This window comes from Bradyrhizobium sp. SZCCT0148 (genome assembly GCF_018129985.1).
Taxonomy (GTDB): Bacteria; Pseudomonadota; Alphaproteobacteria; order Rhizobiales; family Xanthobacteraceae; genus Bradyrhizobium; species Bradyrhizobium japonicum_H.
The window spans coordinates 39,774-54,673 of sequence record NZ_JAFCKT010000010.1 but is presented as its reverse complement, the minus strand read 5'-3'; the positions used below and the strand labels follow the sequence as shown (position 1 = coordinate 54,673).

Here is a 14,900-nt window from a genome sequence, read left to right as displayed (position 1 = left end):
TATCCGGCGCAAAGGGCCGCCGCACCCACCCGTTTCCCGACACGGCGGCGGATCACGGGCCGGAGCGGGGCCCCAAGCCACTAGATGCAGTTGCAAATGAGTTGCAATAAGCCGCGAACTCGGTATTCTGCTCGCATGGATGCCCGAACGCCTGATTTGACCCCCGACGCCGCCGGCTGGCGCGCTGATGCGCCCGTCACCAAGAGCCTCCCCGAGGTCAACGCCTCGGTTGCCGTCCCGGTTGGTGGCGTCTGGTGGCGCCGGCTGCTCGCCTTTGTCGGGCCGGGCTATCTGGTCTCCGTCGGCTACATGGACCCCGGCAATTGGGCGACCGACCTCGCCGGTGGCTCGAAGTTCGGCTACACGCTGCTCTCGGTCATCCTGCTCTCGAACCTTATGGCGATCCTGCTGCAGTCGCTGGCGGCACGGCTTGGCATCGTCACCGACCGCGACCTGGCGCAGGCCTGCCGCGGCACCTATTCGCCGCCGGTCAACTTCCTGCTCTGGCTGGCCTGCGAGGCGGCGATCATCGCCTGCGATCTCGCCGAAGTCATCGGCACCGCGATCGCACTGAAGCTGCTGTTCGGCATTCCCCTGATCGGCGGGGCGCTGCTCGCGGCGCTCGATGCCTTCCTGCTGCTGCTCCTGATGAACCGCGGCTTCCGTTTCCTCGAAGCCTTCGTCATCGCGCTGCTCGGGGTGATCGCGGTCTGCTTCGCGGTCCAGATCGTGGCGGCGGCGCCGCCGGTCGCCGCGGTCCTGCACGGCTTCATGCCGAAGAGCGAGATCTTCACCAACCCCGAGATGCTCTACATCGCAATCGGCATCATCGGCGCGACGGTGATGCCGCACAATCTCTATCTGCACTCCTCGATCGTGCAGACGCGCGCCTATGAGCGCAACGACGCGGGCCGCCGCGAGGCGATCAAATGGGCGACGACGGACTCGACCATCGCCCTGATGCTGGCGCTGTTCATCAACGCCGCGATCCTCATCGTGGCGGCGGCGACCTTTCACAAGAGCGGCCATTCCGACGTTGCCGAGATCGGCCAGGCCTTCGAGCTGCTGTCGCCGCTGCTCGGCCTCGGAATCGCCTCGACCTTGTTCGCGGTGGCGCTGCTCGCCTCGGGCCTGAATTCGACCGTGACGGCGACGCTCGCCGGCCAGATCGTGATGGAGGGCTTTCTCGACCTGCGCCTGCCGAGCTGGGCGCGCCGCCTGCTCACGCGCGGCATCGCCATCATTCCGGTGATCGTCGTCACCGCGATCTATGGCGAACGCGGCACGGCGGACCTCCTGGTGTTCAGCCAGGTCGTGCTATCGATGCAACTGCCCTTCGCGGTGATCCCGCTGGTTCGCTTTGTCTCCGACCGTCGCAAGATGGGACAGTTCGCGATTCCGGGATATGTCGCGGCGATCGCCTGGATCGTCGCCGGCGTCATCGTGGTCTTGAACGTGAAGCTGCTGGTGGACACGCTGTTCGGGTGAGGACGGCGGCGATCCGTACGGCCCGTCCAAGTGGGGCGTGCTCGACCGCCCCCGATCAGACAGCGGGTATGACCTTCCCGAATGCGAACCTCCGCCCCCCGCGAGATGTGTCGGATGGCGATTTGTTCCCGGTTTTCGCGCGCAGGTTGGCTGAGGGACATGTCGGGATCGGTTTGGTTCACTGTCACTTTTCAATTTGTGCGACAGGCGTATACGGGTTGCAATTGCTGGCCGGGCGTACAATAATAACCCGTGTTTCAGCATTGATTTTGCTTCCGGCGGGATGATCGGCGGATCCTGCGCCGGACCAGAGCGGCAACTGCAATTATCCGGATTCATCTTTCGGTTGTGCGCGAATATGATTGGCGCACGAATATTTGGTTTGATCTTTTGGATTGATCGACAGCTTGATTTCTACTGAGCGGGTGCGCGCCTCGAAGAGGCGATGTTCAAGCCAAGACGCATTTGTAATTCGTTCAAGTCATTGATGAGTGTGTGCTGCCGTGACCAGGTGCCCCGCTTGTTCAGCCAATATTTCCCCTGAGCATCGCTTCTGCTCTCAATGCGGCGCGAGTCTCAATCGTAACGCGGAAGAGCCGGGCGCCCTGAACCGCGATGCGCGCGTCGTTGAGCTGCACCATCATATTCCGGTTCGCTCGCAGATGCTGACTGAAAACAAGCAGGTCAGCGTGCTGTTCGTCGACCTCTGCAATTCGACCTCGCTGGTGCAGCATGTCGACCCCGAGGAAGCCCGCGCCTATCTCGGCAGGGCGCTGGACCGGTTGGCTGAGGCGGTCGAGACCTATGGCGGCACGGTGAGCCAGTTGCTCGGCGATGGCCTCGTCGCCTTGTTCGGCGCACCCGTGGCCCAGGAAGACCACGCCCTGCGGGCGTGCCTTGCCGCTCTCAAGATGCAGAGAGCATCCATTCCCGGCCACGACATCGGTGGCATCGTCAGCCCGATGCTGCGCATCGGTATCAACTCGGGCGAGGTGCTGGTCGGTATCGTCGGACAGTACCGATGGTCCCATTACGGCGCGGACGGAAAGACGATTCATCTCGCGTCGCGGCTCGAGAAGATGGCGCCGCCCGGCGGCATACTGATCAGCGCCGCGACGCAGCGGCTGGTCGCGCAGCAGATCGACACGCGTACGGCCGGCGTGCGGGCCGTACGCGGACTCGATGTTCCGATCGAAGTGCATGAAGTCGTGGTGGAGACCGAAAGTTCGGCGGCCGCGCCGTTGACGCGGAAGCCACGCTGGGCGCCTCTGATCGGACGCGAACACACGCTGAGAATCCTCGAAGAGACGTTGCAGACCGTTCAGACGTCCGGCATGCGAACGATCGGGTTGTGCGGCGATGCCGGGATCGGCAAGTCGCGCCTGATCGTCGACTGGATGGACAGCCTCGCACGAGAGGGGATCGAGATCTGCTTCTCGCAGGCAAGAGGGTATGCGAGCACGCGTGCCTACAGTACCGCCACCGATCTGACCGCAAGTCTGGTCGGGCTTCCGCAAACCAGTGCGGCCGACATTCGGGATTCCGCCAAGCAGGCGTTGATGGCGGAGTGGCCCGATGACGGCGCCGAGCATCTGGCGGCGGTCAATGATCTCCTGGGACTTGCGGCGCCGGATAAGGCCTGGTTGGCGCTGAACCCGGCGCAACGACGGCGCCGGATCGGCGAGGCGTTGCTTTGGCTCGTGCGCAGGCGCGTGCGGTCTGGCGCATTCGTGCTCGCGCTCGAGGATGTCTTCCTGGCCGATCGCGAGAGCCGGCGGCTGTTCGAGGGCCTGCTTCCCAAACTTCAGGGCCTGCCGGTCCTGATTTGCGTCACCTATCGTCCGGATTTCGAGCACCAGTGGGGGCGGGCGTCCTGGTTTGCCGAGCATACGATCGAGCCGCTCGGGGATGGAGAGATGCTCCGGCTCGCCCGCGCTTGTCTCGGCGACGATCCGTCCGTGCTCGGCATCACGAGCGAACTGGTCTCGCGCGCCGACGGCAATCCCTTCTTCCTGGAGCAACTCGTTTTTACGCTGATCGACGACGGATCGCTGGAGGGAACCCCCGGCGCCTACCGCTTGCAGAGGCCTTTCGGCGAGCTGCGCGTGCCGGGCTCCATCGCGGCGGTGATCGGGGCGCGCGTCGACAGGCTGCCCGACGCAGCCAAGTCGGCGATCGAGGCCGCGGCCATCCTCGGGGATCCCATCACGCACGACCTGGTTGCCGCGATGCAGGCCGTGGACCTCGAGCGCGCCGAAGAGTTGTTGGGTCTCTGTGTCGCGTCCGGCTTGTTGACGGGCCCGGATCAGGCGAGGAGCTCGCGCGGGTCGCACGCCTTCGCGTTCCGTCATGCGTTGGTTCGTGACGTCGTGCTCGGCGTCCTCACGCGTGCCAGGCTCAAGGCGCTGCATCGCCAGGCCTTCCTGGCGCTGCATGCGCAGCCCGGCGCGACCGATGTCGATGCCGCGCCGGCCCTGGCGCATCACGCCTTCGGGGGCGAGGAATGGGAGCAGGCGGCAAAATTCTCCGTCAAGTCGATGGCTCGTGCCATCTCGCGCTCGGCCAATCGGGAGGCCGTCCAATTGCTGGAGAAGGGCATTCAGGCGGCACAACGCGTCGAGGGAGCGACGACGGCGCAGACCCTTGAGCTCGCGCTGCGACTGGAGGCCATCGGTGCAATGATGGCGCTCGGGCAGATCGACGAGATCTTCGACAACATGGAGCGGGCTGAAGCCATCGCCGTGCAACTGAACGATCAGCGTGCAAGGGCAGCGGTTTCGACCGAGACCGCAGTATTTCTCTGGATGCGCGGTCGTTTCGAACAAGGGCTGCGCTACGCTTCGCAGGGCCTTGAAGCGGCGCGCCTCGCACAGCGTCGCCACATGATGATGGCGGCGCATCAGGCCCGCCTGATGCACTTGCATGCGCTCGGCCGATACGCGGAAGCGGCTGCCGAAGGCCGAGGCCTGCTGTCCGATTACCAACGCGAACTATCGGCGCACTATGTCCAGCCCGGCTGGGCCGCGATTCCGATCGTCAACCTGTACGCGTTTCTTGCCAGCACGCTGTGGCGCCTCGGGGATGGCGCCGCTGCCGATGATTTCTGTGCCAGAAGCTATGAGATTCTATCGAACATCGATCACCCATATTCCCGTCTGTTGATCGACACTGTCCAATCGCAGATCTGGATCGAACGCGACGAGCTCGACCGTGCCGAGTTCTTGATGCGCACGGGTGTGCAGCAATGCATGATGTACAACGTGCCGACCATGCTTTCCGTGTGCACCGGCGTTCTCGGCAGCGCGCTGGCGCGCAACGGCAAGGCCGCAGAAGCGGTGCCCATGCTGGAGAAGGGATTCGCCGATCGCATCTACGAGGCAGCCGGGCCTTACGGCAGGACGTTCATGCGCGTGAGCCTGGGCGTCGCCTATCGCAAGGTCGGCCGACTGGACGATGCGATGGTTGTCGGACGCAAGGCGGTGGAGCAGGCCGCTGAGGAATACGGACACCAGACCGAAGCCCTGTACGAGCTTGCGGAGACCTTGCGGCAGGCCGGCGATCTCGCAGGTGCCGAAGCGCATTTCAAGCGAGCAGCCGAGGCGGCGGAGCGTCTGGGCATGCCTCATTGCCGCAGACGGGCCGCCGCGGCGCTCGCAGATTGGCGGAAAGACGGGTACGCAGCATGAAACTCTCGACCTATGAACCCGACGCGTTGCCGCCGGGAGCGCGCAGTCTCTCCTACGGTCTGTTCTGCTGGCTCAACCGCCACACGACGGTTCTGCGTGCGATCGGGGCGCTGCTTCGGCGCTGGCCTGCGATCGGCGGCCGGTTCGGCGTGGTGGCACGTGCCAGCGCTGTCAAGGATGTGCTGGAGCGCACGCGCAGCTTTTCAAACACGGCGCATGCGGCCAACATGGTTTCCGGCGACTATCTGATCGGGATGGATCCCGGCCCGACCTACACGGCCGACAGAGATCTGGTGCACGAGCGCCTCGACGCCCTCGACGTTCCAAACGCGTCCGACGAGGAAGCCAGGAAACGGATCGCTATCCTTCAAGCCGGCGAGCGCACTTTCGATCTGATCGAAGGTTATCTGATGTGGGTCGTATTCCACGCCATGAAGCCGCTGTTCGGATCGGCGACCGACGCAGTGGTCGCGGGATCAACGGACCAATCTGCGCAAGGCGCCGTCGATGAGGGCCTGCAACGGCAGTACATGCTGGAGATCCGGTATGTTGCCGGTCAATTGCTGGCCGGCAGCCTGGCGACACTCGAGCTTCGGCGGCGGGCGGAGACCTGCGGAGATGCGCTTCAGGCGCGCATCGATCGCGTGACCGGCCCCATCGGCACCGCGTGGGGTATCAAGAGCGCATCTGAAGACATCGAACGAAACGCGGTCGGGCTTGCCTGGATTTCGCATCCGGTCACCGTTCAGTCGGGAGCCCTCGTCGTGCAGGAACTCCTCGGCCGCCCCAAGGTCTACGACCAGCTGTGGTTGCGGGCCAGGAGTCTCGGGGATCGCGTCTGGATCGACGCCGATTTCCGCAGAGACGTGCGCGACCATGTGCTCGAGCTCATGCGTTTCCGGCCGATCTTTCCGCTGTTGGCGCGCGACGTGCCCCGCGACACGGAGCTGCAGACGGGCGCCCGGCAAAACGCCAAATGCCCAGGTGGCGGCAAGATTTCCCTGCTGTCGGTCGCTGCTCTGTTCGATCCGAGCGCGGTCCCCGACAGCGGTCGTTTTTGTCCCAATCGCAACTGGGGCAAGGAAGATCCCTTGCGCTATCTCATGTTCGGATATGGCTATCGCCAATGTCCTGCCCGGGACCACGCGGTGGACATCCTGACGAGCGCTCTCATCGGATTGCTGACGTTGCCCCGGCTGCAACTGGCGCGCGGCGAAGGCAAGGCCATCACCTATGATGGGCCGCTGATGTTGTCCATGCGCATGCGGATCACCTGAGCGAGCGGAGAACACGGTCATGCTCGAGATCGTCCGGCAGCAGATGGTTTGCATCGTTGCGCCAGGCTGGAGCGGCGGGGCCAGGCTTTCAGAACCGTGTCGCAAGGCGTTGGACCGTCTCTTGCACGACGTCGCGGTGGTTCACTTCGCGTCGATCGGGCTGCTGCCGGCGGTGGCTGGTGCCGCAGATAAGCGGCCGTCGCTTCTGCTAGAGCTTGCGGTCGAGGAGGGCTTCCGCCCCTACGATCTGCTGTATCGGCTCGTCTACCATCCCGATGGGGCAATGTGGGCGCTGTTCGGCAGCATGATCGTTCCCAACGTCGCGGAGCCGACGGCACAGCAGAAGCAGCAATTGCTCGATAAGCTGATGAGCTGGCACAGCATCGCTGATGGCGGCTTCGTCGGCGCCCGCGACCGGTCGGTCCGGCAGATCGAAATGGAGAAGGACCTGCTCGATCGGGCGCGCGTCGAGGCGCGGAAGCTGAAGTCGAAATACAGCAACGATCGCGCCGCATTTGCGCTGGCGCTGTCACGTTGGGCTTACGCCAATCCCGATTTCGGATGGGCCGCCACGCCTGCGCCGCGATCCTATTGGCGCGGGAAGGGGGCGGGCATCGGTGCAAAGCTCATTTATCCCGTGGCAGCGATCGTGCTGTGGTTCCTGTTGCTCGGGATCGTCTGGACCCTGCCACGGGCCTCTAGCTGGTTCTTCGGCGCACCGGGAGAGGTGGGTAAGGCCATCGAACACGTCATCACCGGGACAACCGAATGCCTGTTCACGATGAGCTGGCATGGGCTGCTGGCGCTTGGGATCATTGTCTTCCTCGTCTGGCTGTTCCTGGTGCCGCTGCCTGCACAATTCGTGTCCTGGAGGCGCTGGCTGAACAGCGTTCAGCAAGAGCTGGATCGGCCGACCGAGACGCTGTCGTCGCTCGCCACCTATGTGGGCGGCTGGGTGATCGGCGTGCCCGTGCTCCTGGCCGTCTTCCTGTGCGCCATCGCCTACACGTTCGCTCCGTTGGCCTATGCGCTGGCTCCGGACTATATGCATCAAGTCATCGAACCGAAGCTGCCAAAGCTGACCGGGTTGCAGATCACGGCGATCGCGGTCGTCGCGATCATCGTCGTGCTTTGCATCGGCGCGCTGTTCTACCGGCTCAATCGCTATTTCACAGGGGCGAGCAGGACGTTCTTTCACCCGCTTGAAGAGGACGTTCCGCGCGCCCAGCAGATCCATCCGTCGGTCGAGCGTTGCGAGGCCGAGTTGGTCGACGGCACCCAGCACATGTTCAGCCTCACGGAGCTGCGCGGTCCGCAATGGTGGAGCGCATGGTGCATCCGCGCAGCGCTGCGCATCGTGACGTTTGCCGGACGGGTGTTCTTCACGCGAGGTTGGCTCGGCAACGCGCCAGGCATCCATTTCGGCCATTGGCACATCATCGACGGCGGTCGCCGCTTTCTGTTCTGCTCGAACTATGACGGCAATTTCGGCGGCTATCTCGACGACTTCATCAACGGCGCGGCCGTTGGCACCACGCTGGCCTGGCGCTGGACCGAGCTTCATCCGCGCGCGCCGGCATTGGAAGGTCAGCCCGGTATTGCAAACGCCCGCAGCTTTCCGCCGACGCGCTTTTTGGTTTTCCGCGGCGTCAAGTGCGAGCTGAGGTTCAAGTCCTATGCACGCGACAGCATGCTCCCGCATCTCTACCATTTCGACGCCTGCAACCGGACGGTCGACCAGATCAATCTCGCGACCGGACTGCGCGACGCCTTGTTCGGCGAGCGTAACGCGCACAACGACGATCTGATCATGAGGGCCATCGAGACATGAAGCACGCTCCGCGTCTCTCCGAGCAAAGCCACGACATCCAGGGCATGCTGAAGAGCGGCTTCGGCTGGCTCAAGTCCAGCCGATTTTGGCTGCTGACGATCCGTGACGGCTGTGAGGACCAGGCGCGAGGCTGGCTCGCGCGTCTGCTCGACAGCAAGCTGGTCGTCAGTGCCAAATGCGTCGGGAAGGGCAAGGCCAAGCCGGAAGCGTCGATCACGGAGGCCGTGTCGGTTGCTTTCAGTTTCGCAGGGCTCAAGCAACTCGGCTGTGCCGAGGCCGAGACGCATCCGTTTCCGACGCCCTTCAGCAGCGGCATGGGAAGCGCATTGCGCCGGGACCTGTTGAGAGACGCTCCGCGTGACGAATGGCGCTGGTCGGATGTCGAGGGCGTCGACGGTCGCCAGACCGTCCACATTCTCGTTGCGCAATGGTGGATGCTCGACTCAACCACGCGCATGGAAGAGCCGGATCCGGCCGTGTTCGTTGTCAGCACCGTCGAAAACAATCCCAGCTCGTTCGCGTGTCCGGACGGCAAGTTGCGTGAGCCGTTCGGCTTCCGCGACGGCTTGGCGCAGCCGGTGATCCGCGATCTCCGGGACGAGGAGGGTGCCACGCCGCAGCAGGCCCGAAAGGACGCCCGGTCTTTCTATGACGATCGTGTCGTCGAGCCCGGCGAGTTCATTCTGGGCTATCGAAACGAGTACGACGAACTCACCTACTGCCCCGACGTGAAGGGGTGGCCGCAATCGGGAAATCGCTTCACGCTGAACGGGAGTTACCTGGCGGTGCGGCAGATCGAGCAGTATGTCGATGCCTTCGATCAGTTCAGGAAAGCGAATGGCCAGGACGTCTGCGAGAAATTGATGGGTCGCCGCCAGGATGGCATGCCGCTCGGATGGCAGGGGCCTCCGGGGTCGGACTCGGCAGCCGACGCCTTCCGTTATCGCGTCGCGGACGCAAACGGCTTCGTCTGTCCGAAGGGCTCCCACATCCGTCGCTCAAACCCGCGCGACTCCCTGGGGATCGATGTGGAATCGAGCATCAAATCATCGAAGCTGCACCGGCTGCTTCGCCGGGGGCGCCCTTTCCGCGAGCAGACCGCCGCTGGGCATCGCGACGGCATCTTCTTCATCGCGTGCAACGCCGATCTCGAGCGCCAGTTTGAATTCATCCACCAGCGCTGGCTGCAAAATCCCCGTTTCGGCACGCTCGACAAGCAGGCCGATCCGGTCGTGGGGGCACCGCCCGGCGGTGGGACCTTCACCATTCCGGGATCGCCGAGCGGGAGCGAAGTCACGCTGGCTTCGTTCACCGGGACGCTCGGTGGCGGCTACTTCTTCCTGCCCGGGATCGCGGCGCTCAAGTTCATCGCGCAGAATCGCGCCGGCGCGAAGCTCGGCTCAACACTCCGCGTTGAAGCGGCGGCCTCCTGAAGGGCTCGATCCTGGAAAGACTCAATCCTGCGGCTCGGATGCCGCATCGCCCTGCGCGTCGACACGCAGCCAGCCCGACGGCGCGAGGCGCTGCTGCGGCAGGAAGCGGGCCTTGTAGTCCATCTTCTTGGAGCCTTCGATCCAGTAGCCCAGATAGACGTAAGGCAGCCCTTGCCGGCGGGCGCGGGCGATGTGGTCCAGGATCATGAAGGTGCCCATCGAGCGGCTGACCTGGCCCGGCTCGAAGAACGAATAGACCATCGACAGCCCGTCGCTAAGCACGTCGGTGAGAGCGACGGCGATCAGCTCCTCGCCGCGGCCGGTGATGCCGCTGTCGGGGCCGCGCTTGCGGTATTCGATGATGCGGGTCTCGACATGGCTGTCTTCCACCATCATGGCGTAGTCGAGCACGGTCATGTCGGCCATGCCGCCGTGGCGGTGGCGGGCGTCGAGATAGGCGCGGAACACTGAATATTGCTCGGAGGTCGGCACCGCGCTGCGCTGCTCGCCGATGATGTCGGAATTGCGCGCCATCACCTTGCGAAAGTTGCGGGAGGGGCGGAACTCGTTGGCGACGACCCGGACCGAGACGCAGGCGCGGCACTGGTCGCAGGCCGGCCGGTAGGCGATCGACTGGCTGCGGCGGAAACCGCCATGGGTCAGGAGGTCGTTGAGGTCGCCGGCGCGCTCCCCCACGAGATGCGTGAACACTTTTCGCTCATGCCGGCCCGGCAGATAGGGGCAGGGCGAGGGCGCCGTGAGGTAGAATTGGGGGGTGTCGCGCGAGTGCTGGGTCAAGGGACGTCGTGGGCCTCCGAAGTGAATAACAGCATCGCGCTACGAAAGCCCCCGGTCAATTGGCCTACTCGGCAGGTCAGATCAGCGATCAGCTTAGCGGACCCCGGTTAGCAGGCCGTTGATCGCGAGGGCCTTGGGTGATCACCAGGTTCTTGCCGTCTGTGCCACCGGCGCGCGAACGGAATTGTTGATCACGACCGTTCCCAGTACGAAATCATGCAGCAGGCGGCGGCGGCCGTTGAACAGGCCGATCAGCACCACGAAGGGCGTCAGGAACGAGACCGTGACCCAGAACAGCACCGCATGGGTGGCGCCGAGCACGAAGTAGCCCGGCGCGCCGTACCAGGTGCGCAGCTCCAGGTCCATCACCCGCATCCCGATCGTCGCCGATGAAGGACCGCCGATGCAGGCGCCATAATAGACGATGGCCCAGATCACGGAGGCCGGCCAGGCCAGCCAGAACAGCGCCCAGCCGATGCCGAGTGTGACCACGCCGAACACGGCGATGAAGATGTAGCCGAGGATGACCGGCACCGAGATCACGACCATGTCGATCAGGAACGCGAACACCCGCCGCGTCGCAACGCCGCGAAACAGTTCCGGGTGCAGATAGGGGTCGTAGGCGTGCGGCTGCGCCCCGCCGTCATTGCGCCACGTATTGCCCGAATCCGAATACGACATGTCCATCTCCCAAGGATTTCTCCCGTGGCAGGACATGGGAACAGGTCATCCCCGTGCCAAGGGCACCCGGACATTAACAAGCCGAAATATTCCGGCGATTCGGGGGCGGTGGGGGCGAGGGGTTCGCGCGCAGTCAGGCTTGGCTGCGCAGCTTCTCCGCCGCCTTCGGCGCGAAATAGCTCAGCACGCCATCGGCGCCGGCGCGCTTGAACGCCAGCAGGCTCTCCATCATCGCGCGCTCGCCGTCGAGCCAGCCGTTGTTCGCGGCGGCCGCGATCATCGCGTATTCGCCGGAGACCTGGTAGGCGAAGGTCGGCATCGCGAAGGTGTCCTTCACGCGGCGCACCACGTCGAGATAGGGCATGCCGGGCTTCACCATCACCATGTCGGCGCCCTCGGCGATGTCGAGCTCGACCTCGCGCAATGCTTCGTCGGTATTGGCGCTGTCCATCTGATAGGTGCGCTTGTCGCCGGTGAGCGTCTTGGCCGAGCCGATTGCGTCGCGGAACGGGCCGTAGAAGGCGGAGGCGTATTTGGCGGCGTAGGCCATGATCTGGACGTCGGACAGGCCGGAGTGATCCAGCCCCTCGCGGATCGCGGCAACGCGGCCGTCCATCATGTCGGAGGGCGCGATGATGTCGCAGCCGGCCTCGGCCTGCACCAGCGCCTGACGCACCAGCACCGCGACCGTCTCGTCGTTCAAGATCCTGCCGTCCGAGATCAGGCCGTCATGACCGTGGCTGGTGAACGGATCGAGCGCGACGTCGCAGAGGACGCCGATGTCCGGGAATTCCTTCTTAATTGCCCGCACGGCCTGACAGACCAGATTGTTCGGGTTGGTCGCTTCCGAACCCTCCTCGTCGCGCAAAGACGGCTCGGTGTAGGGAAACAGCGCGAGGCAGGGGATGGTGAGCTTCATCGCGCGCTCGGCCTCGCGCACCGCCTGGTCGACGCTGAGGCGCTCGACGCCGGGCATCGATGCGACCTGCTCGCGCTTGTTGTCGCCGTCGATCAGGAACAGGGGCCAGATCAGGTCGTCGGTGGTGAGCACGTTCTCCCGCACCATCCGCCGGGCCCATTCGGCTTTGCGGTTGCGGCGCGGCCGGACGGTCAGATCGAGGGCATGGGGCACCGCAGCACCCTCCCGGCGCGAGACCTCGCGCAGTTCGATCGGACGTCCGTATTTGATCGCCATCACTCTTCCTCCGGCTGGAATTATTCTTATACCAGCTCGCATGGTTCCCGCCACCGCGGCTTGACCTGCCGCAAAGCAGAATTGACCGGAAGGCCGCCGATTGATTTTGCCGCCCGAAGCAGCCAGAAGGGGCCATGTCCGAGATCACCACCCGCGATGCGGCCCGCGACGGCAGCCCCAGGGACGCCGTCCGAGACAGTGCCAGAGACAGCGCGATGTCGGTGGCTGCGATCTCGTCGGAGCGCCCGGAGTCCGACGACAATGTCTGGACGCGGCGGCTCGTGCTGTTCCTGCGGGTGATGGCGCTGCTCTCGATCCTCAAGGGCCTCTATCATTGGGCGCAGGTGACCGGCTTCGTCGGCGGTGAGGACGAGGCGTTCGAGAACCAGTCGATGGCCTGGCAGGCCGCCACCGTCTATTTCGCGGTGATCGAACTCGTCGCTGCGGTCGGCCTGTGGCTGGCGACGCCGTGGGGCGCGGTGGTGTGGCTCACGACCGTTGTGTCGATGGCGGTGATCGAGCTGATGTTCCCAGGGATCTATGGCGGCAGCCTGATCGTGGTCGGCGTCGAAGCCTTCATGCTCTCGGCCTATCTCGCACTCGCCTGGATGGCCGCGCGCGAGCGACCGCCATAGCGCGCAGGCGATTCCAACATTCACTCTCTTGTTCGGCGTTCACGCTCGTGCCCCGGACGCAGCGCAGCATGTAGTGATGCGCTGCTGAGCCGCGGCCCATTCGTCCACGAGCTCGTTTGTGGCCCCGGGTCCCGGATCTCGCTTCGCTCAGTCCGGGACACGAGAGCGCAGTTGTGCCGATTTGGTTGACCGCTGGTTGCCTAAAATTCGAGGTAACTTTTCGTTGACCTCGTGCATCCCGCCACAGCTGTTACGCGGCCGTTTCGAAACGGAGCGGGGCTGTTCTGGAATGCGACAAGGGCGACGGACGGAGGGTGAACAGGACCTTGCGAAGGTCAATAGAACGTTGCGAAAAGCCCTTGTGGCACAGGCTTAATCCGCAATTCACTGTCTTAAATTCATGATCTCTTTATTCTCTTATTTAAGCCGATCTTCAAACGCCCCCCTTAAGTTGCACCTATCAGGCGGGACACAAGTTTCGTCGAATAAGTGTCGATAAAAACGACAACAGGGGAAGTGTCATGATGAAAGCCGTCGCAACTGCGGCAGATACCGCGGAGCGCGTCTCCGGCCAGCAGGGTTCGGTGCAGTCGCTCTATCTGGAAGCCTTGACTCTGGTGGAGCGGCTGCATCGCCGGCTGCTCGACGTGATCAAGGACGAATTCGATCGCCGCGGCCGCGCGGACATCAACTCGGTGCAGGCTCTCCTGCTTTACAACATCGGCGACAAGGAGCTGACCGCGGGCGAGCTGCGCACGCGCGGCTACTATCTCGGCTCGAACGTCTCCTACAATCTGAAGAAGCTCGTCGAGCTCGGCTTCCTCGATCATCAGCGCTCGCGCGTCGATCGCCGCTCGGTGCGCATCCGCCTGACCCCGCAGGGCCAGGAAGTCCGCCGCATCGTCGATGCGCTCTACCAGAAGCACGTCAAGACGGTGGAGCAGGTCGGCGGCATCTCGGGCGAAGAATTCTCGACCCTCAACAAGTCGCTGCACCGCCTGGAGCGGTTCTGGACCGACCAGATCCTGTATCGGCTCTGAGTTTTAAACGGGATAGGCCAAGCCGGCCCGCAACAAGACCGGCAAGCCGACCAAACGTGCCTTAACTTCCCCAGCGCATCGGCCCGGAGTTGCCCCGGACCGGTGCGTTTTGCATTTTTGCACATGCGAAGAAAATCTTGCGGTCCCATGGAACCAGTTCCGGGCTTTGCACTTATTTCCTTCGGATCGGAGACAGGGCGATGCTGATCGAGCGCGGGCTTCAGGCGATGAATGTGGAACTCGTCAGCGAGGCTTACGCCATCGCCGCGAATTACCTCCGCCGCTCCGGCGCAATGCCCGACACGCTCGTGACTGATGAGCGCCTGCTCGGGATCATCGTCAAACTGCTGCACAACGGCGAAATCAACAAGATCAGGCTTGCCAACAAGGCGATCGCCCGGTTCCAGGCGCAGGCGGAGGCCCGCGCGGTTGCCTGATCGACAATCCCAGAACTTCGCACAACCAGAGGGTGCCATGGAAGCCGCCATCGACCGCATCATGCAGACCTACGACATGCTTGCCAACCGCACCGCCGCGGCAAGCGAGGAGGCGAGGGCCAAGGTCACGAACTACCTCAACACCCTGATGGAAGCTGGCGAGAAGGACACCCACAGGTTGACGGTGTGCGGCCTGACCTATCTGCGCCAGCTCGACGGCAGCGTGGACCCGGTGAAGGCGGGTTATACCGGCCTGTGAGGCAGCCGGCGGCAGGATGATGAGTTAGGGCCAAAGCGGCCCCGTTGCGACGCGGCGCTGGGCGGTTCCAAGCTCAGCCCAAACGCCGCAAACCGCTATCCTCCACCATATCTTGCACAAATATCCCGCCCGACCCGCAA

General features: G+C 64.0%; 12 protein-coding genes. 9 read left to right on the top strand and 3 right to left on the bottom strand.

From position 1 onward, the window contains the following. Positions 1 to 135 precede the first annotated feature (135 nt). The 5 genes from JQ580_RS25190 to JQ580_RS25170 all read left to right on the top strand — a co-directional run bounded on the left by JQ580_RS25190 (position 136) and on the right by JQ580_RS25170 (position 9,715). Positions 136 to 1,488 (top strand): Nramp family divalent metal transporter, encoded by a 1,353-nt coding sequence (locus tag JQ580_RS25190; RefSeq protein ID WP_212282897.1) that lies wholly within the window; start codon positions 136 to 138, stop codon positions 1,486 to 1,488. Between the two features lie 662 nt (positions 1,489 to 2,150). Continuing rightward, positions 2,151 to 5,174 (top strand): ATP-binding protein, encoded by a 3,024-nt coding sequence (locus JQ580_RS25185; protein WP_249134414.1) that lies wholly within the window; start codon positions 2,151 to 2,153, stop codon positions 5,172 to 5,174. After that, complete coding sequence (locus JQ580_RS25180) at positions 5,171 to 6,451, top strand: cytochrome P450 (RefSeq protein WP_212282895.1); 1,281 nt, start codon at positions 5,171 to 5,173, stop codon at positions 6,449 to 6,451. The genes JQ580_RS25185 and JQ580_RS25180 overlap by 4 nt, the downstream gene beginning before the upstream one ends. A gap of 19 nt (positions 6,452 to 6,470) precedes the next feature. Further along, positions 6,471 to 8,282 carry a hypothetical protein gene (locus JQ580_RS25175; RefSeq protein WP_212282894.1) on the top strand — a complete coding sequence of 604 codons (1,812 nt, stop codon included), beginning with the start codon at positions 6,471 to 6,473 and terminating at the stop codon, positions 8,280 to 8,282. 44 nt (positions 8,283 to 8,326) lie between these two features. Further along, the gene (locus JQ580_RS25170; protein ID WP_249134413.1) at positions 8,327 to 9,715 is read left to right on the top strand and encodes a Dyp-type peroxidase; all 1,389 of its coding nucleotides are present in this window, start codon (positions 8,327 to 8,329) and stop codon (positions 9,713 to 9,715) included. A 21-nt stretch (positions 9,716 to 9,736) separates the two neighbouring features. Here the strand turns inward: JQ580_RS25170 and JQ580_RS25165 are convergent, their stop codons facing one another. From JQ580_RS25165 to hemB, 3 genes are all read right to left on the bottom strand, one after another. After that, complete coding sequence (locus tag JQ580_RS25165; RefSeq protein ID WP_028144274.1) at positions 9,737 to 10,513, bottom strand: arginyltransferase; 777 nt, start codon at positions 10,511 to 10,513, stop codon at positions 9,737 to 9,739. Between the two features lie 141 nt (positions 10,514 to 10,654). Next, the gene (locus tag JQ580_RS25160; RefSeq protein WP_212282892.1) at positions 10,655 to 11,194 is read right to left on the bottom strand and encodes an RDD family protein; all 540 of its coding nucleotides are present in this window, start codon (positions 11,192 to 11,194) and stop codon (positions 10,655 to 10,657) included. Positions 11,195 to 11,327: 133 nt separating this feature from the next. Beyond that, the gene (hemB, locus tag JQ580_RS25155) at positions 11,328 to 12,389 is read right to left on the bottom strand and encodes a porphobilinogen synthase (RefSeq protein ID WP_212282891.1); all 1,062 of its coding nucleotides are present in this window, start codon (positions 12,387 to 12,389) and stop codon (positions 11,328 to 11,330) included. A gap of 134 nt (positions 12,390 to 12,523) precedes the next feature. Here hemB and JQ580_RS25150 point away from each other — a divergent pair, with 134 nt between their 5' ends. The 4 genes from JQ580_RS25150 (at position 12,524) to JQ580_RS25135 (ending at position 14,760) form a co-directional block, all read left to right on the top strand. Further along, the gene (locus tag JQ580_RS25150) at positions 12,524 to 13,024 is read left to right on the top strand and encodes a DUF6163 family protein (protein WP_212282890.1); all 501 of its coding nucleotides are present in this window, start codon (positions 12,524 to 12,526) and stop codon (positions 13,022 to 13,024) included. Between the two features lie 521 nt (positions 13,025 to 13,545). After that, complete coding sequence (gene ldtR, locus JQ580_RS25145) at positions 13,546 to 14,064, top strand: transcriptional regulator LdtR (RefSeq protein ID WP_018320040.1); 519 nt, start codon at positions 13,546 to 13,548, stop codon at positions 14,062 to 14,064. A 200-nt stretch (positions 14,065 to 14,264) separates the two neighbouring features. Further along, positions 14,265 to 14,501, top strand: a complete 237-nt coding sequence (locus JQ580_RS25140; protein ID WP_212282889.1) for a hypothetical protein — start codon at positions 14,265 to 14,267, stop codon at positions 14,499 to 14,501. A gap of 37 nt (positions 14,502 to 14,538) precedes the next feature. Then, entirely contained in the window at positions 14,539 to 14,760 is a 222-nt protein-coding gene (locus JQ580_RS25135) for a hypothetical protein (RefSeq protein WP_094977594.1), read from the top strand. Positions 14,761 to 14,900: the final 140 nt, after the last annotated feature.